Consider the following 19,205-nt stretch of genomic DNA (forward strand, 5'->3'; position numbering starts at 1 on the left):
CTCAGGTGGGCTCGGCGGCGCCGGCCGGAGCATGGGGGCATGCACCCTCCAGCCACCGCGCGGATCGGCATCACCGCCGTCGGAGCCCACCTCCCCGCCCACCGCCTGACCTCCCAGCAGCTCCAGGACGAGGTCACCGCCGGCGGTCGGCTCCGGCTGCCGGAGCGGATGTTCGAGAAGGCGACCGGGATCGTCACCCGGCACTTCGCGGCCGAGGGCGAGTACGCCTCCACGCTGGCGGTCGGCGCCGCCCGGCGCGCCCTGGCGGCCCGCGGACTGGACCCGCTCGACCTCGACCTGCTGCTGTACGCCTCCGCCACCCGGGACGTCTGCGAGCCCGCCACCGCCCACCTAGTCCAGGCCGAACTCGGCTCCCGGGCCCACGCGCTGGACGTCAGCAACGCCTGCAACAGCTTCCTCAACGGCATCGACCTGGCCCGCGCGATGATCCTGGCGGGCCGCGCCCGGCGCGCCCTGGTGGTCACCGGCGAGACGCCGAGCCGGGCGATGCGCCGCGATCCGGCCGGTCAGGAGGACTTCCGGGACGGCTTCGCCGGGTACACCTTCGGCGACGCCGGCGCGGCCGTGGTCGTCGAGGCGGTCGAGCGCGGCGGCATCCTGGACATCGAGACCGAGACGGCCTCCGAGCACTGGGCGGCCGGCGGCATCCCCGGCGGTGGCTCGCGCCACCCGCGCGGCGACGAGTACAGCTACTTCCGGGGCGGCGGAAAGGAGTTGCGCGGGGTCTTCGAGCAGATCGGCGGCGCCATCCTGACCAGGGTCGCGGCCCGTACCGGCCTCGGCTGGGACGACTACGCGCGGGTGCTGGTGCACCAGGTGACCGTCCCCTACCTGGAGCGCTTCGTCGAACTCACCGGCGTGCCCGCGGAGAAGCTCGTCCTCACCGTGCCGGAGCTGGGCAATATCGCCAGCGCCACGCTGGGCATCCAACTCGAACGAATAACCCCGGAGTTGAACCCGGGGGACAAGGTACTGCTGATCGGCCTCGGTGGCGGCGTCAGCCTGATGACGATGGTCTGGGAGGCGTCATGAGCACCGGGACGGACCTCTGGGTGGTCGTGCCGGCCTACCAGGAGGAGGCCAGGATCGAGCACACCCTGGCCGCCCTGGCCGCCCAGCGCGACCGCGCGTTCACCCTGCTGGTCGCCGACAACGGCTCCAGCGACGCCACCGTGGCGAAGGTCCGGGCCTTCGCCGCCCGGGCGCCGTTCCCGGTCGAGGTGCTGGTCGAGCAGGAGAAGGGCGTCGGCTCGGCGATCGACACCGGCTTCCGGTACGCCATCGCGCACGGCGCCACCCTGCTGGCCCGCACCGATGCCGACTGCCTGCCCGAACCCGGCTGGACGGCGGCCGCCCGGGCCGGGATGCGCGCCTGCGGCGGGCTGGTCTGCGGCCGGGTGACCGCCCGCCGGGACGAGCACGGGCCGGCCGGGCGCGCGGTGTTCCTGGTGCTGGTCGCGCTCGGCGCCCTCTTCGGCCGGATCCGGCCCGCGCACCGCCGCCGGCACGGCTACCTGACGCCGTACCGGATGCACGCCGGCAACAACATGGCGATCACCGCGGAGCTGTACCGGGCGGTCGGCGGGATGCCGCGCCGGCCGTCGCCCACCGACCGGATGTTCATCAACCGGGTGCGCCGCCACACCACCGCGATCGTCCACCGCCGCGACATGGTGGTGCAGAACTCCACCCGGCGGATCCGCGCCTACGGCGTGGTCGGCACCGCCCGCTGGTACCTGGAGCGCGGCGCCGGCCGGCGCTCGGTCGACGTCCGCTGAACCGGCCGCGCGCCCGGGGAACCGCGCACCCGCTGACCACGCGCCCCCGGAACCGAGCGCCCGGAGCACCGAGCGCCCGGAGAACCCACCCCCGCAACCCCGTCGAGGAGGCCCCGTGCTCGACCGGCTCGCCCACGCCCTGCGCACCGTCCACCCCGACCGGCCCGCCGTCCTGGGCCGCGGCCGCACCGGCGGCACCAGGGTCCTGATCCGCCGCGGCGAACTCGCCGACCTGGCCGACCGCTACGCCGCCGCCCTGCACGCCCGCGGCCTCGGCCCCGGCGCCACCCTCGGCGTCGCCGTCCGCCCCGGCCCCCGGGCGCTCGCCGTCCTGCTCGCCGCCCACCGGCTCGGCCTGCGCGCCGCCGTCCTCGACCCGACCGCCGGGCCGGACGTGCTGGCCGCCCGGCTCGCCCTGGCCCGGCCGGACCTCGTGCTCGCCGACGCCGCCGCCCAGGCGGTGGCGGGCTGGGCCGGGCCGCTGGCCCGCCGCGCCGACCTCGCACTGCCCCGGCTGTCGGCGCTCGGCCCGGTCGCCACCCTGGGCCGCCGGCTGCCCGGCTGCGCCCCCCGGCTCGCGGTCACCGGCGGCGCCGCGCCCGCGCCCCGCGACGGCGGCGCGGACACCGACGCGGTGATCGTCTTCACCTCCGGCACCACCGCCCGCCCGCGCGCCGTCGTGCACACCCGCGAGGGCCTGGCGGCCGGTCTGCGCACCGTCACCGACCTGGTCGACCCCCGCCCGGGCAGCACCGTGCTCGGCGGCACCTTCTTCGTCCTGGTGCCCGCGCTGGCGGCCGGCGCCGCCGTCGCCCTGCCGGCCCGGCGCCCGCGGGCGCTGGCCGGCCAACTCGCCCGGCTGGCACCGGCCCAGACCTACCTCACCCCGCCCGCCCTGCGCGCCGCGCTCGGCGCCGGGGCCCGCTTCCACGGCCGGGTCTGGACCGGCTCCGCGCCCGCCGACGCCGCCCTGCTGCGCCGGGTCAAGCAGGCCGGAGCCGACCAGGCCTGGGGCGTGTACGCGCTCACCGAGCTGTTCCCGGCCGCCGCCGTCGAGGAGGCCGGGAAGAGCGCCCACACCGGGCCCGGGGACCTGGTCGGCGCACCGCTGCCCGGGGTGCGCACCGGCCTCACCCCGGAGGGCGAGCTCCTGCTCACCGGCCCGGGCGCCCGGCACCGCTACCTCGGCGAGGAACCCGACCCCTGGGTCCGCACCGGCGACCGGGCCACCCTCGCCCCGGACGGCCGGATCGTGCTCGCCGGGCGGCTGAAGGACATGGTGCTGCGCCGGGCCGAGAACATCTACCCGGGCCTGTACGAGCCCGCGCTGCACCTGCCGGACGTCGAACTCGCCGTCCTGGTCGGGGTCCCGGCCGCCGGCGCGCCGGGCGACGAACGGCTGGTGGCCCTCGTCCAGCCGCGTCCCGGCGCCGATCCGCGGCGGCTGCGCGCCGCCCTGAGGGGCCCGCTCGTCCGGATGGGCGGCGCCCGCCCGGACGCCGTGCTCTTCGGGGAGGTCCCGCTGGCCGGACGCTCCCGCAAGCCCGACCGGGCGGCGGCCGCCGCCCACTGCGCCCGGGAGCTGTCCGCATGACCACCGACCGCGGCACCGGCCGCGCGCCCACCCCCGCGCCCGCCCGCGCACCCGCCCCGACGCCCGGCCCCACGCCCACCCACGCACCCGCCGCCGACCGGGCCGCGCGCCGTCGCGACCGCCGGGTCTACCTGCGCAGCCACCCCGTGCTGTTCGCGCTGCTCTGCCTCACCCGCCGCCGCCCGGTCGTCCGGCTCGGCCGTACCGTCCTGGTCCACGGCACCGAGGCCTACCGCGAGGCGCTCACCCGCGTCCCGCTCGACCGCACCGCGGCCGGCACCACCGGCGGGGCCGCCGCCCGACTCACCGGCGGGGGGCTGCTGTTCGACCAGGAGGGCGCGCGGCACCGCGCCGCGCGACGGGCGGTGGCGGCCGACCTCGGCACCGGAGCACTCGACCGGATCCGCCCGCACTGGCAGGCCGTGCTCGCCGAACGCGTCCCCGAGTTGGCCACCGGGCCACTCGAACTCGTCACCCTGACAGAGGAGTTGGCCGGAGTGACGGCGGCCGCGCTGACCGGCTCCGGCGCCGATCCGCGCACCCTCGCCCAGGCCTGCGCCGCCGTCGCCGCGGCCACCGCCCGGGACCACCTGCCCGGCCCTCGGCTGCCCGGCCGCCGGAGGGCCGGGGCCACCGCCGCCGCCAGGGCGGCCGAGCTCACCGCGCTGCTCCCGGACCCGCTCGACGCGATGCTCACCGTCGCCGCCGTCACCACCACCGTCGCCGCCCTGCCCCGGGCCGCCGCCTGGTGCGCCGACGCCGGCCTCTGGACCGGGGTGGACGCCGGGACGGCCCCCGGCCTGGCCGCCGAACTCCTCCGGCTGACCGCGCCCTCGCCACTGCTCCCCCGGGTCGCCGCCGCCGACGCCACGCTGGCCGGCTGCCCCGTCCGGGCCGGCGGCCGCCTGGTCCTGGTCGCCCGGCACGCCGCCGGGGCCCATCGGCCCGGACCGGCCCCCGGCCCGGCCGCCACCCAGGCCGTCTTCGGCGCCGGCCCGCACGCCTGCCCGGGCGCCGGCCTCGCCCGGGCCCTGCTCACGGACGTGCTGCTCGCACTGGCCCCGCACCGCCCGGTGGTCGTCCGGGCCCGGGTCGACCGGCGGTCCGCGCTCCCGGGCTACGCGGAGCTCACCGTCCGGCGCGCACCGGAGCCCGGGGCGGCCCGTCCCACGACACCCGAGCGGCTTGAGGAGTCCCGATGCGGATAGCCGTCACCGGTGCCGGCGGCTTCTGCGGCTCGCACGTCGCGCTCGCCGCCGCCGCGCTGGGCCTCGACGTGCTCTGCTACGGCCGGTCCCCCGGCCCGGTCGGCCGCCACGTCCACTGGGACGCCACCACCGGCGACCCCGACCTGACCGGCGCCGACCTGGTGGTGCACTGCGCCGCGGCCGTCGCCGACCTCCCCCGGGGCTCCGCCGGCGAGGCCGGGCAGTACGCCGTGAACGTCACCGGAACCGCACGGCTACTGCGCGCCGCCGCCGGCCGTCCGGTGGTCCAGGTGAGCAGCGCCAGCGTCTACGACCCCCGGATCGGCCGCTCCTCGATCATGGAGCACCACCCCACCGAGGGCGGTCACCTCAACGCCTACGGGCGCACCAAGGCGGCCGCCGAACGGCTCGCGCTGGAGGCGGGCGCCGTCGTCCTTCGCCCACGCGCCGTCTACGGGCCGGGCGATCCGCACCTCGCGCCCCAACTGCTGGCACGGGTGCGGCACGGACTGCTGCTGCTCCCCGGCGGCGACGTCAGGATCAGCCTGACCGCCGTGCAGAACCTCGCCGACGCCTGCCTGGCCGCCCTGGGCCTGACCGGCGGCCGCGCCTGGACGCCCGGCGCGTACAACATCGCCGACGACCGGCACTACCGGCGCGACGACGCCGTCCGCCGGGTGCTCGCCGCGCACGGCGTGCGGGCCCGGATCGGCCACGTGCCGGCGCCGCTCGCCCGGCTGGCCGCCCGGACCGGCCGCGTCCCCGGGCTGACCCCGTACGCGGTCGACCAGCTCGCCACCGGCGTCACCCTCGACCTCGGCCGGTCCCGGACCCAGCACTGGCGGCCACTCTGGGACCTCGACACCGTCCTGCTGCTCGACCGGGCCACCGCCGCCGCCCGGGGCGCGTCCGCCGACGACTGACGCCCGCACCCCCGAGGGGGTACGGGCGTCCGGGACCGGCGGCTCAGCTCCTGGCGGCCTTCTTCACCAGGATCACCACGGCGGCCGCGATCCCCACCACCACCAGCAGCTTGATGACCAGGCTCAGCAGCGCGCCCACCACGCCGAAGACGAATCCGATGATGTTCCAGGCCAGGATCAGCACCAGCACCGGAACGACGATGTTGCGCACCCACGAGGGCAGCGACTTCCAGAACTCAGCCATGTCCGTTCCTTCTCTCCCCTCGGGCCGGCTGCCGTCCGGTGCCGCATCCCGCTTGCTTCGATACGTCGATCGTACGGTGACGCACGGGTCGGAACGAGGGCCGATGGCCCGGAGAGAACCCGGAGATCACCCCTACTCCGGCCCCCGGGGAGACCCGGGGGAGGGCGCCCGAAAGGGCACCCGGGAAGGCCCCCGGAACGGCTCGGGGAACGGTCCGGACGCCGGCCCCGGAGGGCGTCAGACCGGCCAGGTCTCGCCGCGCCAGGCGGCGTCCCAGAACATCCACTCGTACCGCGAGGTGGTGGTGAAGTGCTCCACCACCCGGCGGCGTTCGGCCGGGGAGATCTCCTCGCCGAGCCGGTCGGCCAGCGCGAGGACGCGGCGCACCACGGACTGGAAGGCCTCGTCGCCGTAGGTGGCGATCCACTTGGCGTACAGCGGGTCGGGGGAGCCCTCGGCCAGCAGCCGGTCGCCGACCCGGGCGTAGATCCAGTAGCAGGGCAGCACGGCGCCGACCGCCTCCGCGAAGGAGCCGCCGTACACCGTGGCCAGCAGGTAGCTGGTGTAGGCCCGGGTGGTGGGCAGCACCGGCTCGGCGGCGGCCTGTTCGGCGTCGGCGCCGAAGGCCGTCATGAACTCCGCGTGCATGCCCTGCTCGGCCGCCAGCGCGCCGACCGCGTCGTCCGCGAAGGCCCGCACGTCCTCCTCGCCGGGCGCCTTGGCGGCGCAGACGGCGAGCGCGCGGGCGTAGTCGCGCAGGTAGTGCGAGTCCTGGACGACGAAGTGGCGGAACGCCTCGCGCGGCAGGGTGCCGTCGGTGAGGCCGCCGATGAAGGGGTGGTCGAGGATCTCGGCGTAGATCAGCTCGATCGCCGCCCAGAGTTCTTCCGTCAGGCTCAGGCTCATGCCCCGACCCTAGCCGGACCGCCGCGGGCCCCGGCCGTCAGTCCTCCGGCGGGGAGAACACCACCAGGACCCGCAACTCCTCGGTGATGTGGTGGAACCGGTGCGGCACTCCCGCCGGGACATAGACCACGGTGCCGCGGGCCACCGTGGTGGTCTCGTTCCCGACGGTCAACTCGGCCCGGCCGCTGACCACCTGGTAGATCTCGTCCTGGGCGTGCGCGGTCTGCGGGTCGGTGGCGCCGGGGGAGAGCGCGTAGAGCCCGGCGGACATCCGCGGCTCGCGCAGGAAGCGCAGATAGGCACCGTCGTTGGCGGCGCGCTCGGCGTCGAGTTCGTCCAACCGGAACAGCTTCATCGGGGGTGCCCCTCCTCGTCCTTGGCCCGGGTCCAGGGGGCATTCAACACCAAACATGCCGGTCGGGCGCTTCCCCCGCCCCGACCGGCCTGGGACGCTGGCCCCATGAAGGGTTTCGTCATCAAGACACTTATCAACGCGGCCGCCATCTGGGTGGCCGCCTGGATCGTCTCCGGGATCACGCTGACCGGCGACGACTGGCAGAGCAAGACCCTGACGGTGATCGCCGTCGCACTGATCTTCGGCGTGGTCAACTGGCTGATCAAGCCCGTGGTCAAGCTGTTCTCGCTGCCGCTGTTCATCCTCACCCTGGGCCTGATCACCTTCGTCATCAACGCCCTGATGCTCTGGCTGACCTCCTGGGCCTCGGACAAGCTCGACCTGGACTTCCACGTCGACGGCTTCTGGGCGGCGCTGTTCGGCGCGCTCATCATCAGCCTGGTCTCCTGGGGCCTCAACCTGGCGCTCGGCGACGACGACTGAGCGACCCGCCGCCGGCCGCGTGCCCGGGCACGCGAAAGGGGCCCGCACCCGGTTCCGCACCGGGGCGGGCCCCTTCGTGCCACCGTCGCCGGCGGGCGACCGGTCACCGCTCGCAGCCTCCGAGGATGTCGGCGAGCTGCGCGTCGATCTCCCCGCCGATCAGCTCCCGGCCCCTCGGCACCAGCCGGTCGGTCCGCGCGAGGAAGGCGGTCAGCGGCGCCGCGCAGGCGCGCAACACGGCATGTCCTTCGGGGGAGCGCAGCACGACGCAGACCTCCGAGAGCTCCTCGCCGACCGGGTGGACGTGCACGTCGCCCTCGCCCGTCGGCCGGTCGACCCCGTCGAACAGCAGTTCCCGGGCGAAGACCCAGGTGACCGGGGCATCGCCGGGCAGGTGGAAGGTGAGGCGGACCGCGAACGGGTCGGCGGGGTCGTACTCCAGCTCGACCACGAGGCGGAAGGAGAGCTCGGTGGAGACCACGAGGCTCATCACCAGGTGGCCCTGGACTGTGCTGTGCTGCATGGCGCCAGTACCTCTCGTTCTGCCCGGCCGGGTGGCTGGTCGCTCATCGCAGCACAGGCCGGGCGCGGCTGCAATCACTCTCCGACCGTTCGATCGGCAAATTCCTTTGGATCGAAGGTATCAACGGAGATCAGCTCGATATTTTGAAGATCAGGTGAACGTCCACCTTGACTATCCAAGATCTATCGGCGCTGTGAGCACGCCCCGAACGGACGCACCCGAGCAGGTACGAGTTTCGGGCCGGTCGGCGTGCGGGAGACTCCCGCACAACGCTCCAGCCCCGGAGGTGGCCATGCGCACCCCGCCCCGACCCGTCGTCAAACGCACCGCGCGGGCGATCCTGCTGGAGCTGGACCCGGCCGATCCCCATGGACCGGCCTCGATCGTGCTGATCAAACGCACCCGGCCCGGCTCCCCGCACCCGTACTGGATCACCCCCGGCGGCGGGGTCGAGAGCGAGGACCGCACGGTCACCGACGCCCTGCACCGCGAGGTGGACGAGGAGCTCGGCGGCAAGGTCGTGGACCTCGTCCCCGCCTTCGTCGACACCATCAGCCACACCCACCACGACGACGGCACGCTGCTCCACCCGCACGGGGTCAAGGTCCAGCACTTCTTCGTCTGCCGGCTCGCGTCGATGGACCTCGACCGCCGGCACGGGCCGGAGGTGGACGAGCCCAACGGCGAGTACGAGGTGGTCCGGGTGCCCTTCACCCGGGAGGGCGTCACCTCGGTCAACGTCGTCCCGCCCAGCCTGCGGGCGTACCTGGCGGCCAACATCGAGGGCGTCCGGGCCCTGCTCGCCCCCGACTTCGACTGAAGAGCCCAGCGCCCGGGGCCCAGGGCAGGAGCCGGAGCCGGGCGGTCCGGCTCCCGGCTCAGCCCGCCGCCAGATCGCCGACCAGGTCGTGCCGGATCCGCTCGGGCGCCACCCCGGCCCGCAGCAGCACCCCGGCGCCGCGCCGCACCATCGCGGCCGGCCCGCCCAGAAAGGCCTCCCGGTCCGCCCACGGTCCGAACCGGCCGACCACCTCGGGCAGTTCACCGGTGAGCGTCCCGCCGCCCGGCACCGGACCACCGGCCTGCGGCCCCGGACCGGACAGCACCGGGTGCACCGACAGCCAGCGGTGGCGCTCGGCCAGCGCGCGCAGCGCCGCCAGCTCGTAGAGTTCGGCGGCCCGCCGGGCCCCGTAGAAGACGTCCACCGCGCGGCCCGCCGCGCCGTACTCGGCCACCTCCTCCACCAGCGCCTTGATCGGGGCGATCCCGGTGCCGCCGCCCAGGCAGAGCAGGTCCGCCCCGGACGTGTGGTCGACGGTCATCGTGCCCGCCGCCGGGCCCAGCCGCAGCACCGAGCCCGGTGCGGCCCGGTGCACCAGCGCGTTGCTCACCCAGCCCGCCTGGACGGCCTTGACGTGGAGCGTCAGCAGACCGTCCGGCCGGGGCGCGGAGGCGAACGAGAAGTACCGCCAGACCCGCGGCCACCAGGGCGTCTCCAGGCTGGTGTACTGCCCGGCCCGGTACGGATAGGCCTGGTCGGGGCGGAGGGTGAGCACCGCGACGTCCGGGGTGCGCAGCTCGTGCCCGACCACCTCGGCCTGCCACCAGGGCGGCGAGGTGCGGGCGTCGTCCTCGGCGGCCTCGATCATGATCGAGGAGACCAGCCGGTAGACCCGCCGCCAGGCCAGCTCGGTCTCGGCGTCCCAGCGGCTGCCCGAGTACCGGGCCAGCGCCGCCACCAGGCACTCCCCCACCGGTCCGTAGTGACCGGTCAGGGTGCCGTACCGGCGGTGGCCGCGCCCCAGCGCGCTCAGGTAGCCGCGCAGGCCCTCCGGGTCGCCGGCGCTGCGGGCGGCCATCAGCAGCGCGCGGAAGAGCCGGTCGCGCTGGACGTCCATGGCGGCCGGGAAGAGCGCGCGGACCTCGGGGTGGTGGAGGAAGATCAGCGCGTAGAAGTGCGCGGTGGCCCGGTCGGCGACCGGCTCGACCACGGCCAGGCTGGCCCGGATCAGCTCGATGTCCCGGGCGGTGGGCGGCTGCTGCGCGGCGGCGGACCCGGGACCGGACACGGCGGGACCGGGGCCGGACACGGCGGCGGGCACCGGCTCGGGTGCGGTCGCCCCGCCGGCCGCGGCGGTGACCGGCGGCCGGGCGGGATCGCCGTCCACGGCCGTCCAGTTGAGGCCGGGGGCCCGGGAGAACAGCGGCTCGATCGCGGGCACCGGCGACCCGGCGGGCGTCGACGGCGCCGGGATCGCGGGCGGCCGGGCCGGCGGGTCGGGGATCGCCACCCGCAGCGCCGAGGCGGGGGCCGGGACGAGCGGAGCCACCGGCACCGGGGCGGCGGAGACCGGCGGGAGGTCCGGCGGGTCCAGCGGCATCGGCGGGACGGCCGCCGGGGCGTGCGCCGCCGCGGTCGGCACGGTTTCCGGGGCCGGTTCCGGACCGGAGTCCGGCATCCCCGGGACGGCCGCGGCTCCCGCCGAGCCGTGTCCGGTGCGGACCAGGAGAGTTCTGCGTGACTTCACCGCAACGTTTCGAGTACCCAAGAGAATCGTTTCGCCTCCGGCCGGCCTGTGCCACCACCTGGCTTGTTCCTGCTGACGCCTAGGCAGCGTGGCACGCCCGAAGTGCTCATCCGACAAATCGCGCGAAGGCCGGACACCCGCCCCCCGTACGCGCTACTCTCGCTCGATCTGCGGTCGCCCTGGGTGTCCGGGCAGCCACCCAAGGCGACCGCCCGGACGCCGGTCACAACTGCCGCAGCAGCATGCCCGGTTGCTCGACGCAGTCCGCGACGAACCGCAGGAACCCGCCCGCGGTTCCGCCGTCGCAGACCCGGTGGTCGAAGGTGAAGGACAGCTGGGTCACCTCGCGCACCGCCAACTCGCCCTGGTGGACCCAGGGTTTGGCGACGATCCGGCCCACCCCGAGCATCGCCGCCTCGGGGTGGTTGAGGATCGGGGTGGAGCCGTCCACCCCGAACACCCCGTAGTTGTTCAGGGTGAAGGTCCCGCCCGTGAGCTCGGCCGGGGTGAGCGCCCCGGTCCGGGCCGACTCGGTCAACCGCGCCAGTTCGGCGCCGAGTTGCTCGGTGCTCAGCCGCTGGGCGTCGCGCACCACCGGAACGACCAGGCCCCGCTCGCCCTGGGCGGCGAAGCCCAGGTGCACCGCGGAGTGCCGGAGGATGCCCGAACCGTCATCGGTGACACTGGAGTTGAGTTCGGGGAAGCGGGCCAGCGCCACCGTGCAGATCCGGGCGAGCAGCGCCAGCACGCTCACCTTCGGCCCGGGGGTTGCATTCAACTGCCTTCGCAGCGCCATCAGTTCGGTGGCATCCGCATCGACCCAGCAGGTCGCCGCCGGGATCTCCCGATGGCTGCGGGTGAGCTTCTCGGCCACCGCCCTGCGCAGACCGCGCAGCGGCACCACCTCGGCCCCGGCCGGCGCGCTCGCCCCGTTGGACACCGGCGCCGCCGCCGGCGCACCGCCGGGGGCCAGCGCCGCGATCGCCCGTTCGACGTCCGCGCGCATGATCAGACCGTCCGGCCCGCTGCCGGTCAGCGCCGCCAGATCGATCCCGTGCTCCCGGGCCGACCGCCGGACCAGCGGCGAGATCACCGGCACCACCACCGGCGCGACGGCCACGGCCACGGCCGGCGGAGCGGAGGGCGCCACCACGGCCACCGGCGCGGCGACGGCCGTCGGAGCAGCCGTCGGAGCGGCGGCCGGAGCGGCAGCCGGAGCCCCGACCCGGCGGCGCCGGCCGCCCTTGTCCGGCTCCGCGACCCCGTACCCGACCAGCGGACGCTCCACCTCGGCGGACGGGGACGGCGCGCCCGCGGCTGGCGACACCGCGACCGTCACCAGCGGCGCGCCGACCGCCACCTCCTCGCCCGGCTCGCCGTACCGGGCGGTGACCACCCCGCCGTACGGGCAGGGCACCTCGACCACCGCCTTGGCGGTCTCCACCTCCACCACCGGCTGGTCCACGGCGATCACCTCACCGACCTCGACCATCCAGCGCACCACCTCCGCCCCGGTGAGCCCCTCACCGAGGTCGGGCAGCGTGAACTCGCGTACGACCGGCATCATCCTCAGGCCTCCCACTGCAGCCGGGCGACCGCGTCCAGGATCCGGTCCACCCCGGGGAGGTGGTGGTGCTCCAGCATCGGCGGCGGGTACGGGATGTCGAAGCCGGTGACCCGCAGCACCGGGGCCGCCAGGTGGTGGAAGCAGCGCTCGGTCACCCGGGCGGCGATCTCCGCACCGGTGCCGCCGAAGCCGGTCGCCTCGTGCACCACCACGGCCCGGCCGAGCGAGCGCACCACCCGGCAGACCGTCTCGTCGTCGAACGGGACCAGGGTGCGCAGATCGAGCACCGCGAGGTCCCAGCCCTCGGCCTTGGCCGCCTCGGCCGCCTCCAGGCAGACCGGCAGCGAGGGGCCGTAGGTGATCAGCACCGCCGACGTCCCGGTCCGCCGCAGGGCGGCCCGTCCGATCGGCTCGACCGGCGCCGCCGGGTCGAACTCCGCCTTGCCCCAGTAGAGCCGCTTGGGCTCCAGGAAGACCACCGGGTCGTCCGAGGCGATCGAGGCCCGCAGCAGCCCGTAGGCGTCCGCCACCGTCGCCGGGGTGACCACGTGCAGCCCGGGGGTGCTGGTGTAGTAGGCCTCGGAGGCGTCGCTGTGGTGCTCGACCCCGCCGATGCCGCCGCCGTACGGGATGCGCACGGTGATCGGCAGCGGCAGCCGTCCGGCCGTGCGGTTGCGCATCTTGGCGACGTGCGAGAACAGCTGCTCCAGCGCCGGGTAGGCGAAGGCGTCGAACTGCATCTCGACCACCGGGCGCAGCCCGTACATCGCCATGCCGATCGCGGTGCCGAGGATGCCGGCCTCGGCCAGCGGGGTGTCCAGGCAGCGGTCGGCGCCGAACTCGGCGGTCAGGCCGTCGGTGATCCGGAAGACGCCGCCGAGCGCGCCGACGTCCTCGCCCAGCACGTGCACGGCCGGGTCCGCGCGCAGGGCGTCCCGCAGCGCGGAGTTGAGCGCCTGCGCCATGGTGGCGGTGCGCGGACCGGCCGGGGCGGGTCGCGCGGCGGGCCGGCCGAGGGTGGCGGCGGGCGACGGTTGGGCGGTGTTGCTCATGGGTGCTGCACCTCGGCCTCGGCGGCCAGCTCGGCGGACAACTGGGCTGCCTGCTCCCGCAGTTGCGGGGTCGGCTCGGCGTACACATGGGCGAACAGCGCCATCGGGTCCAGCTCGGCGTCGGCGTGGAACTCGGCCCGCATCCGGGCCGCCAGAGCCTCCGCCTCGTCCGCCGACTCCTGCACCAGGGCGTCGTCCAGCAGGCCGATCCGGCGCAGGTGCCGCTCCATCAGCAGGACCGGGTCGTGCTCCCGCCAGGCCGCCACCTCGGTGTCGTCCCGGTAGCGGGTGGCGTCGTCGGCGTTGGTGTGCGCCTCGACGCGGTAGGTGAGCGCCTCGACCAGGGTCGGGCCGCCACCGGACCGGGCCCGCTCGACCGCCTCGGTCAGCACGCTGTGCACGGCGGGCGCGTCGTTGCCGTCCACCAGCCGGCCCGGTATCCCGTAGCCGACCGCCTTGTGGGCGAGCGTCGGCGCGGCGGACTGCGCGGTGAGCGGGACGGAGATCGCGTACCCGTTGTTCTGGACCAGGAAGACCACCGGGGCGTTCAGCACCGCGGCGAAGTTCAGCGCCTCGTGGAAGTCGCCCTCGCTGGTGCCGCCGTCGCCGAGCAGCGCCAGCGCGACCACCGGGTCGCCGCCGAGCCGGGCGGCGTGCGCGAGGCCGACGGCGTGCGGGGCCTGGGTGGCCAGCGGGGTGCAGAGCGGCGCCGTCCGGGTGGCCAGCGGGTCGTAGCCGGTGTGGGCGTTGCCGCGCAGCAGGGTCAGCGCCTCCAGCGGGTCGACGCCGCGGGAGACCACCGCGAGGGTGTCGCGGTAGCTCGGGAAGAGCCAGTCCTGCTCGCCGAGCGCCAGCGCGGCGGCGACCTGGCAGGCCTCCTGGCCGGTGGACGCCGGGTAGACGGCCAGCCGGCCCTGCTTGGTGAGGGTGGTGGCCTGCTGGTTGTAGCGGCGGCCGACCACCAGGCGGCGGTACAGCTCGCGGAGCAGCGCGGGGTCGCACTTCTCCAGCTCGGGGGTGCCGAGCACGCGGACCGGTGAGGCGTCCGGAAGCAGCGGGGCCGGGTCGCTGCGCGGGGCGGTCGCCCCGGGCAGCCAACCGGGCACCGCCGTGTGGTGTCTGTGATCGAGAACGGTCATCTCGGGCACCTCCAGGGGTAGCGGGGGCTCCCTACCGATTGTTCGGTCGTCTGTTCATCTTGACCAGAAGCGTGACAAGGTGGTGGACAATCGGCCCGGGTGGCGGTCGACTGGTGGCAGTGCGTCCAATCCGTGGGGGTGGGGGGTCATGTCGGCTGAACAGACGTCCAGACTCGACCGTGTCGACCGGGCGATCCTGCGGCTGCTGCAGCAGGACGGTCGCGCCTCGATCCGCTCGGTGGCCGAGCGGGTGCACGTGTCCCGGGCGAATGCGTACGCCCGGATATCCAGGATGGTCGAGGACGGCGTCATTCGCGGCTTCACCGCCCGGGTGGACCACGAAAAGGCAGGTCAGGGCGCATCCGCCTACGTCACCCTGAAGATCGTGCAGAACTCCTGGCGGACGGTCCGCGAGCAGCTGCTGGAGCTGCCCGGCGTCGCGCACATCGCGCTGGTGGGCGGAGACTTCGACGTGCTGCTGCTGGTGCACACCGCCGACAACCACGCGCTGCGCGAACTGGTGCTGGGCAGCATCCAGTCCATCCCCCAGGTGCTCGGCACCCGCACCATGCTGGTCTTCGAGGAGACCGACCAGGTGCCGCCCCTTTGATTAGGCACCCGCTCGCCTCCGGGGCTGTGTTCTCGCCCGCTCGCCTCCGGGGCGCTCGACCCGGCGCCGACGGTCGTCGCTCCAACGCCCCTCGTTCCTCGGGGCGTCCTCGCTCCTCCCTTTCGGCACCGGCGCGCCCCTTTGGCTCGGGGCGCACTGGGCCGGGGTGCCGGCTGGGAGCCCGGCGGGCGTCCCCTGGGCCCCGGTAGTGCCGGGGCGGGGTGACCGCTGAGGGCCCGGCGGGCGTCCCCTGGGCCCCGGTAGTGCCGGGGCGGGGTGACCGCTGAGGGCCCGGCGGGCGTCCCCCGGGCCCCGGTAGTGCCCGGGCGGGGTTGACCGTTGGAGCGCCCCCCAGGCCCGATGAGGGCCCGAGCCGGGTGCCCTTTCGGGACGGGTGGGTGGCCCTTTGGCGCGGTATCTTCCGGCCCCGGCCCCTCCCGGTGCTACCGGGCGCGGAGGCCGTCGAAGGCCAGGTGGACCACCGCGTCCGCGACGCCGTCGGCCGCCTTCACACCGGGCCGGTACCACTCCACGATCGAGTTGATCATGCCGAAGAGCAGCCGGGTGGCCAGCCGCGGCTCGACGTCCGCCCGCAGCGAGCCGTCCGCGACGGCCGCCCTCAGCAGCTCGGCCACCTGGTGGTCGAAGTCCCGGCGGCGCTCCAGCGCCCACTGCTCGGTCACGGTGTTGCCCCGCACCCGCAGCAGCAGGGTGACGTACGGCAGCTCGGTGAGCAGCACCTCCGCCGTGCGCCGCACCACGTGCTCCAGCCGCTCCACCGCGGGGCCCTCCACCGCGCCCGGTTCGGCGAGGATGCCGAAGAGCCCGTCCAGGGCCCGCCCGACGGCCAGCCGGAGCAGCTCCTCCTTGCCGCGGACGTGGTGGTAGATCGAGGACTTGGAGATCCCGGCCGCCCGGGAGAGGTCCTCCATCGAGGTGCCGTCGTAGCCGCGCTCGTTGAAGACGTCGACGGTCACCGCGAGCAGCGACTCCACGGTGTAGGCGGTACGCGTGGTGTGATCGGCCATCCTCCGAGTATCCCCGGCCCCGCTGCGCCCGATGCGCCCGGGTCCATTGGTCCGCACCAACAGCGCGGCCGACGGCCTAGAATCTGCGGACCAGCGTCCACGGCCAGCAGGGTGGGGTCCAGTCTCATGAGCGCAATACCGGCAGTCGCCTCCGACGTGCCCGAGCAGCGCAGCGAGGAGCCGGGGGACGCGGCGCGGGCCGACTGGCGCGAGCGCGGCCGCGCCCTGGTCCTGCGCTTCGGGCCGGCCGTGTGGTGCTACGCGGTGCTCAAGCTGATCGGCTTCACCGTCTTCATGAAGCTGCTCTCCTTCTCGGGCGACTACGTCAAGAAGCACCCGCGGTTCGGCGGCGGCGCGAACCCCTGGGACGTGCTGGCCAGCTGGGACGGCTGGTGGTACCAGCAGATCGCCCAGTTCGGCTACCACCCCGCGCTGGTCCCCGTCCCGGGCGGCCTCCCCGGCTTCACCGTCGAGCAGAACTCGGCCGCCTTCTTCCCGCTCTACCCGGGGCTGATGCGGCTGGTCTCGGACGGCACCGGGCTCGGCCTGTACGGCGCCGGGATGCTGGTCTCGGTGGTGGCCTCGCTGTTCGCGGCGGCCGGGATCTACGCGGTGGTGGACCAGCTGGCCGGCCCGCGCGCGGGCGTGATCGCGGCCGGGCTCTGGGCGATCGCCCCGGGCTCCGGCGCCGAGTGGGCGCTCTACTCCGACTCGCTGTTCGTCGCGCTGGCGGCCTGGGCCTGCTACTGCGTGATGACCAGGCAGTGGATCGCCGCCGGTGTGATCACGCTGGTCGCCGGCCTCAACCGGCCGACCTCGGCGGCCCTGATCGGCGCCGTCGGCCTGGCCGCGCTGGTCGAGCTGTACCGGCGGGGGAGCGGCGTCGCCCGCCCGGTGGCCGCGATGCTGCTGGCCCCGCTCGGCCTGCTCGGCTACGTCGGCTGGGTGGGCTGGCGGACGGGCGAGTGGGGCGGCTACTTCCGGCTCCAGCACGACGCCTGGCTGCACTACTTCGACTTCGGCCACGGCACCTTCGAGGCGATCCGCGGCGTCCTGCTGGGCCGTTCGGACTACCCGTTCGCCTGGCCGGTGACCGACCTGCTGGCCACCCTGATCGTGCTGACCCTGCCGGTGCTGATCGTGCTGCTGGTCCGGCTGCGTCCGCCGCTGGTGCTGACCGCCTACACGCTGGCCACCATCGTCTCGGTGCTGGGAAGCCTGGGGATCTTCGGCAACACCTCGCGCTACCTGCTCCCGGCCTTCCCGCTGCTGATCGCCCTGGCGGTGGCCATGCGCAGGCTGAGCTGGCCGGTGCTGGCGACGGTGCTCGGCACCGGCGCGATCGCCTCCGGCTGGTACGCCGGGTACGTCATCTTCGAGCTCGGCATCCCGTAGACCGGTACCCGCTCCGCCCCAGGGGCGCGTCCGCTGCGGACGCGTCCCTGCGCGTTCTCCGGATCCGATCCGCACACCCTCTTGAGCCGACCGATCGTTCGGTTACTCTGTGACGTGTCCCGTCCTCCCCTCTGAGGAGCGCACACCATGTCCGCAGCGGTCACCCACCCCCTCGTCGCCGAGCTGGTCGAACGCCACCAGGCCACCCTGGACGCCGCGCTCGCCGCCGCCGCGTCCCGCGACTACTGGTCGCCCTACCCCGAGTTCCCGAAGGCCTACGGCGAGAGCGGCGCCGCGGACGGCAAGGCCGCCTTCGAGGCGCTGCTGAACCTCCCGTTCGCCCTCGACGGCCACCCGGCCGACGGCGACCTGATCGGCGGCGAGGCGTCCCCGTACGGCGTCGAGATGGGCATCGGCTACCCGCACGCCGACGCGGACACGCTGATCGCCGCGCTGCTCGCGGCCCGGCCCGGCTGGGCCGCCGCGACCCCGCTCACCCGGGCCGCCGTCTGCCTGGAGATCCTGGCCCGGATCAACGCGCGCTCGCACGAGTTCGCGCACGCGGTGATGCACACCACCGGCCAGGCCTACGGCATGGCCTTCCAGGCCGGCGGCCCGCACGCCCAGGACCGCGGTCTGGAGGCGGTCACCTACGCCTACGCCGAGCAGACCCGGCTGCCCGCCAGCGCCGGCTGGACCAAGCCGCAGGGCAAGCGCGACCCGCTGGTGATGACCAAGGAGTTCACCGTCGTCCCGCGCGGCCTCGCGCTGCTGATCGGCTGCAACACCTTCCCCACCTGGAACGGCTACCCCGGTCTGTTCGCCTCGCTGGCCACCGGCAACCCGGTGCTGGTCAAGCCGCACCCGCGCGCCGTGCTGCCGCTCGCGCTGACCGTGCGGACCGCCCGCGAGGTGCTCGCCGAGGCCGGCTTCGACCCGAACCTGGTCTGCCTGGCCGCCGAGCACGAGGGCGGCACCGTCGCCCAGACCCTCGCCGTCCGCCCCGAGGTCAAGCTGATCGACTACACCGGCTCGACCGCCTTCGGCGACTGGCTGGAGGAGAACGCGCGCCAGGCCGAGGTGTACACCGAGAAGGCCGGCGTGAACACCGTGGTCGTCGACTCCACCGACGACTACCGGGGCATGCTGGGCAACCTGGCCTTCTCGCTCTCGCTCTACAGCGGCCAGATGTGCACCACCCCGCAGAACCTGCTGATCCCGCGCACCGGCATCGACACCGACCAGGGCGCCAAGTCCTACGACGAGGTGGTCACCGACCTCGCCGGCGCGATCGAGGGCCTGCTCTCCGACGACGCCCGCGCCACGGCCGTGCTCGGCGCCGTGGTCAACCCCGGTGTGCTGCAGCGCTCGGTGGCCGCGGCCGGCGGCGAGTACGGCGAACTCGCCCTCGCCCCGCGGGTGGTGACCTCCACGGAGTTCCCCGCCGCGACCGTCCGCACCCCCGCGCTGGTCAAGCTGGACGCCGACAAGCCGGACGACCGCGCGGTCCTGCGCAACGAGTGCTTCGGCCCGGTCTCCTTCGCCGTCGCGGTGGAATCCACCGCCGCCGCGGTCGAGCTGCTGCGCGACACCGTCCGGACCCAGGGCGCGATGACCGCCTCCGGCTACACCACCTCGCCCGAGGTCGAGGCCGCGCTGGTCGAGGCCGCGCTCGACTCCGGCGTCTCGCTCTCGCTCAACCTCACCGGCGGCGTGTACGCCAACCAGACCGCCGCCTTCTCCGACCTGCACGGCACCGGCGCCAACCCGGCCGCCAACGCCGCCTACTGCGACGGCGCCTTCGTCGCCAACCGGTTCCGCACCGTGGAGATCCGCCGCCACAGCTGAGCC

At 75.0% G+C, this 19,205-nt stretch carries 19 protein-coding genes; 10 read left to right on the forward strand and 9 right to left on the reverse strand.

The window, feature by feature from the left end:
* Positions 1 to 39 precede the first annotated feature (39 nt).
* The 5 genes from ACZ4UX_RS00115 to ACZ4UX_RS00135 all read left to right on the forward strand — a co-directional run bounded on the left by ACZ4UX_RS00115 (position 40) and on the right by ACZ4UX_RS00135 (position 5,524).
* The gene (locus tag ACZ4UX_RS00115) at positions 40 to 1,053 is read left to right on the forward strand and encodes a 3-oxoacyl-ACP synthase III family protein (RefSeq protein WP_465704507.1); all 1,014 of its coding nucleotides are present in this window, start codon (positions 40 to 42) and stop codon (positions 1,051 to 1,053) included.
* Positions 1,050 to 1,799 (forward strand): glycosyltransferase family 2 protein, encoded by a 750-nt coding sequence (locus ACZ4UX_RS00120; protein WP_465704509.1) that lies wholly within the window; start codon positions 1,050 to 1,052, stop codon positions 1,797 to 1,799. The genes ACZ4UX_RS00115 and ACZ4UX_RS00120 overlap by 4 nt, the downstream gene beginning before the upstream one ends.
* 115 nt (positions 1,800 to 1,914) lie before the next feature.
* Positions 1,915 to 3,393 carry a class I adenylate-forming enzyme family protein gene (locus ACZ4UX_RS00125; RefSeq protein WP_465704511.1) on the forward strand — a complete coding sequence of 493 codons (1,479 nt, stop codon included), beginning with the start codon at positions 1,915 to 1,917 and terminating at the stop codon, positions 3,391 to 3,393.
* Entirely contained in the window at positions 3,390 to 4,601 is a 1,212-nt protein-coding gene (locus tag ACZ4UX_RS00130; protein ID WP_465704513.1) for a cytochrome P450, read from the forward strand. Before ACZ4UX_RS00125 ends, ACZ4UX_RS00130 begins: the two co-directional genes overlap by 4 nt.
* Positions 4,592 to 5,524 carry an NAD-dependent epimerase/dehydratase family protein gene (locus tag ACZ4UX_RS00135; protein WP_465704515.1) on the forward strand — a complete coding sequence of 311 codons (933 nt, stop codon included), beginning with the start codon at positions 4,592 to 4,594 and terminating at the stop codon, positions 5,522 to 5,524. Before ACZ4UX_RS00130 ends, ACZ4UX_RS00135 begins: the two co-directional genes overlap by 10 nt.
* A gap of 43 nt (positions 5,525 to 5,567) precedes the next feature.
* On the opposite strand, the gene ACZ4UX_RS00140 is transcribed toward ACZ4UX_RS00135, so the two are convergent.
* The 3 genes from ACZ4UX_RS00140 to ACZ4UX_RS00150 form a co-directional block, all read right to left on the reverse strand.
* Positions 5,568 to 5,768 (reverse strand): DUF5326 family protein, encoded by a 201-nt coding sequence (locus ACZ4UX_RS00140; RefSeq protein ID WP_329488858.1) that lies wholly within the window; start codon positions 5,766 to 5,768, stop codon positions 5,568 to 5,570.
* A 237-nt stretch (positions 5,769 to 6,005) separates the two neighbouring features.
* Positions 6,006 to 6,674, reverse strand: a complete 669-nt coding sequence (tenA, locus tag ACZ4UX_RS00145) for a thiaminase II (RefSeq protein WP_465704517.1) — start codon at positions 6,672 to 6,674, stop codon at positions 6,006 to 6,008.
* A gap of 37 nt (positions 6,675 to 6,711) precedes the next feature.
* Positions 6,712 to 7,029 carry a cupin domain-containing protein gene (locus tag ACZ4UX_RS00150; RefSeq protein WP_465704519.1) on the reverse strand — a complete coding sequence of 106 codons (318 nt, stop codon included), beginning with the start codon at positions 7,027 to 7,029 and terminating at the stop codon, positions 6,712 to 6,714.
* Between the two features lie 105 nt (positions 7,030 to 7,134).
* On the opposite strand from ACZ4UX_RS00150, the gene ACZ4UX_RS00155 reads away from it, so the two are divergent.
* Positions 7,135 to 7,512: a phage holin family protein gene (locus ACZ4UX_RS00155; protein ID WP_329488855.1), complete on the forward strand. Its 378-nt coding sequence runs from the start codon at positions 7,135 to 7,137 to the stop codon at positions 7,510 to 7,512.
* A gap of 103 nt (positions 7,513 to 7,615) precedes the next feature.
* On the opposite strand, the gene ACZ4UX_RS00160 is transcribed toward ACZ4UX_RS00155, so the two are convergent.
* Entirely contained in the window at positions 7,616 to 8,035 is a 420-nt protein-coding gene (locus ACZ4UX_RS00160; protein WP_465704521.1) for an SsgA family sporulation/cell division regulator, read from the reverse strand.
* Between the two features lie 292 nt (positions 8,036 to 8,327).
* Between ACZ4UX_RS00160 and ACZ4UX_RS00165 the strand changes: the two genes are divergently transcribed.
* A complete protein-coding gene (locus ACZ4UX_RS00165; RefSeq protein ID WP_329488853.1) occupies positions 8,328 to 8,855 on the forward strand; it encodes an NUDIX hydrolase in 528 nt (175 codons plus the stop codon).
* 58 nt (positions 8,856 to 8,913) lie between these two features.
* Here ACZ4UX_RS00165 and ACZ4UX_RS00170 read toward each other — a convergent pair whose 3' ends face one another.
* The 4 genes from ACZ4UX_RS00170 to pdhA form a co-directional block, all read right to left on the reverse strand.
* A complete protein-coding gene (locus tag ACZ4UX_RS00170) occupies positions 8,914 to 10,563 on the reverse strand; it encodes a globin domain-containing protein (protein ID WP_465704523.1) in 1,650 nt (549 codons plus the stop codon).
* Between the two features lie 223 nt (positions 10,564 to 10,786).
* A complete protein-coding gene (locus tag ACZ4UX_RS00175; RefSeq protein ID WP_465705379.1) occupies positions 10,787 to 12,127 on the reverse strand; it encodes a dihydrolipoamide acetyltransferase family protein in 1,341 nt (446 codons plus the stop codon).
* A gap of 5 nt (positions 12,128 to 12,132) precedes the next feature.
* Positions 12,133 to 13,095, reverse strand: a complete 963-nt coding sequence (locus tag ACZ4UX_RS00180) for an alpha-ketoacid dehydrogenase subunit beta (RefSeq protein WP_465705381.1) — start codon at positions 13,093 to 13,095, stop codon at positions 12,133 to 12,135.
* A gap of 83 nt (positions 13,096 to 13,178) precedes the next feature.
* Entirely contained in the window at positions 13,179 to 14,321 is a 1,143-nt protein-coding gene (gene pdhA / locus ACZ4UX_RS00185) for a pyruvate dehydrogenase (acetyl-transferring) E1 component subunit alpha (RefSeq protein ID WP_465704525.1), read from the reverse strand.
* 148 nt (positions 14,322 to 14,469) lie between these two features.
* Here pdhA and ACZ4UX_RS00190 point away from each other — a divergent pair, with 148 nt between their 5' ends.
* Positions 14,470 to 14,931 carry an Lrp/AsnC family transcriptional regulator gene (locus ACZ4UX_RS00190; RefSeq protein ID WP_329488850.1) on the forward strand — a complete coding sequence of 154 codons (462 nt, stop codon included), beginning with the start codon at positions 14,470 to 14,472 and terminating at the stop codon, positions 14,929 to 14,931.
* Between the two features lie 443 nt (positions 14,932 to 15,374).
* On the opposite strand, the gene ACZ4UX_RS00195 is transcribed toward ACZ4UX_RS00190, so the two are convergent.
* Positions 15,375 to 15,959 carry a TetR/AcrR family transcriptional regulator gene (locus ACZ4UX_RS00195; RefSeq protein ID WP_329488849.1) on the reverse strand — a complete coding sequence of 195 codons (585 nt, stop codon included), beginning with the start codon at positions 15,957 to 15,959 and terminating at the stop codon, positions 15,375 to 15,377.
* 126 nt (positions 15,960 to 16,085) lie between these two features.
* Here ACZ4UX_RS00195 and ACZ4UX_RS00200 point away from each other — a divergent pair, with 126 nt between their 5' ends.
* Both ACZ4UX_RS00200 and paaN read left to right on the forward strand, forming a co-directional pair.
* Positions 16,086 to 17,354: a hypothetical protein gene (locus ACZ4UX_RS00200; protein WP_465704527.1), complete on the forward strand. Its 1,269-nt coding sequence runs from the start codon at positions 16,086 to 16,088 to the stop codon at positions 17,352 to 17,354.
* Positions 17,355 to 17,501: 147 nt separating this feature from the next.
* On the forward strand, positions 17,502 to 19,202 hold the full coding sequence (paaN, locus tag ACZ4UX_RS00205) for a phenylacetic acid degradation protein PaaN (protein WP_465704529.1): 1,701 nt from the start codon (positions 17,502 to 17,504) through the stop codon (positions 19,200 to 19,202).
* Positions 19,203 to 19,205: the final 3 nt, after the last annotated feature.

It is taken from the genome of Kitasatospora sp. NPDC028961 (genome assembly GCF_055564815.1).

Coding starts and splice junctions, on each gene's coding strand:
- ACZ4UX_RS00115 (WP_465704507.1), top strand. CDS start 40: ATGCACCCTCCAGCCACCGCGCGGATCGGCATCACCGCCGTCGGAGCC.
- ACZ4UX_RS00120 (WP_465704509.1), top strand. CDS start 1,050: ATGAGCACCGGGACGGACCTCTGGGTGGTCGTGCCGGCCTACCAGGAG.
- ACZ4UX_RS00130 (WP_465704513.1), top strand. CDS start 3,390: ATGACCACCGACCGCGGCACCGGCCGCGCGCCCACCCCCGCGCCCGCC.
- ACZ4UX_RS00135 (WP_465704515.1), top strand. CDS start 4,592: ATGCGGATAGCCGTCACCGGTGCCGGCGGCTTCTGCGGCTCGCACGTC.
- ACZ4UX_RS00140 (WP_329488858.1), bottom strand. CDS start 5,768: ATGGCTGAGTTCTGGAAGTCGCTGCCCTCGTGGGTGCGCAACATCGTC.
- tenA (WP_465704517.1), bottom strand. CDS start 6,674: ATGAGCCTGAGCCTGACGGAAGAACTCTGGGCGGCGATCGAGCTGATC.
- ACZ4UX_RS00150 (WP_465704519.1), bottom strand. CDS start 7,029: ATGAAGCTGTTCCGGTTGGACGAACTCGACGCCGAGCGCGCCGCCAAC.
- ACZ4UX_RS00155 (WP_329488855.1), top strand. CDS start 7,135: ATGAAGGGTTTCGTCATCAAGACACTTATCAACGCGGCCGCCATCTGG.
- ACZ4UX_RS00160 (WP_465704521.1), bottom strand. CDS start 8,035: ATGCAGCACAGCACAGTCCAGGGCCACCTGGTGATGAGCCTCGTGGTC.
- ACZ4UX_RS00165 (WP_329488853.1), top strand. CDS start 8,328: ATGCGCACCCCGCCCCGACCCGTCGTCAAACGCACCGCGCGGGCGATC.
- ACZ4UX_RS00175 (WP_465705379.1), bottom strand. CDS start 12,127: ATGCCGGTCGTACGCGAGTTCACGCTGCCCGACCTCGGTGAGGGGCTC.
- ACZ4UX_RS00180 (WP_465705381.1), bottom strand. CDS start 13,095: ATGGCGCAGGCGCTCAACTCCGCGCTGCGGGACGCCCTGCGCGCGGAC.
- pdhA (WP_465704525.1), bottom strand. CDS start 14,321: ATGACCGTTCTCGATCACAGACACCACACGGCGGTGCCCGGTTGGCTG.
- ACZ4UX_RS00190 (WP_329488850.1), top strand. CDS start 14,470: ATGTCGGCTGAACAGACGTCCAGACTCGACCGTGTCGACCGGGCGATC.
- ACZ4UX_RS00195 (WP_329488849.1), bottom strand. CDS start 15,959: ATGGCCGATCACACCACGCGTACCGCCTACACCGTGGAGTCGCTGCTC.
- ACZ4UX_RS00200 (WP_465704527.1), top strand. CDS start 16,086: ATGAGCGCAATACCGGCAGTCGCCTCCGACGTGCCCGAGCAGCGCAGC.
- paaN (WP_465704529.1), top strand. CDS start 17,502: ATGTCCGCAGCGGTCACCCACCCCCTCGTCGCCGAGCTGGTCGAACGC.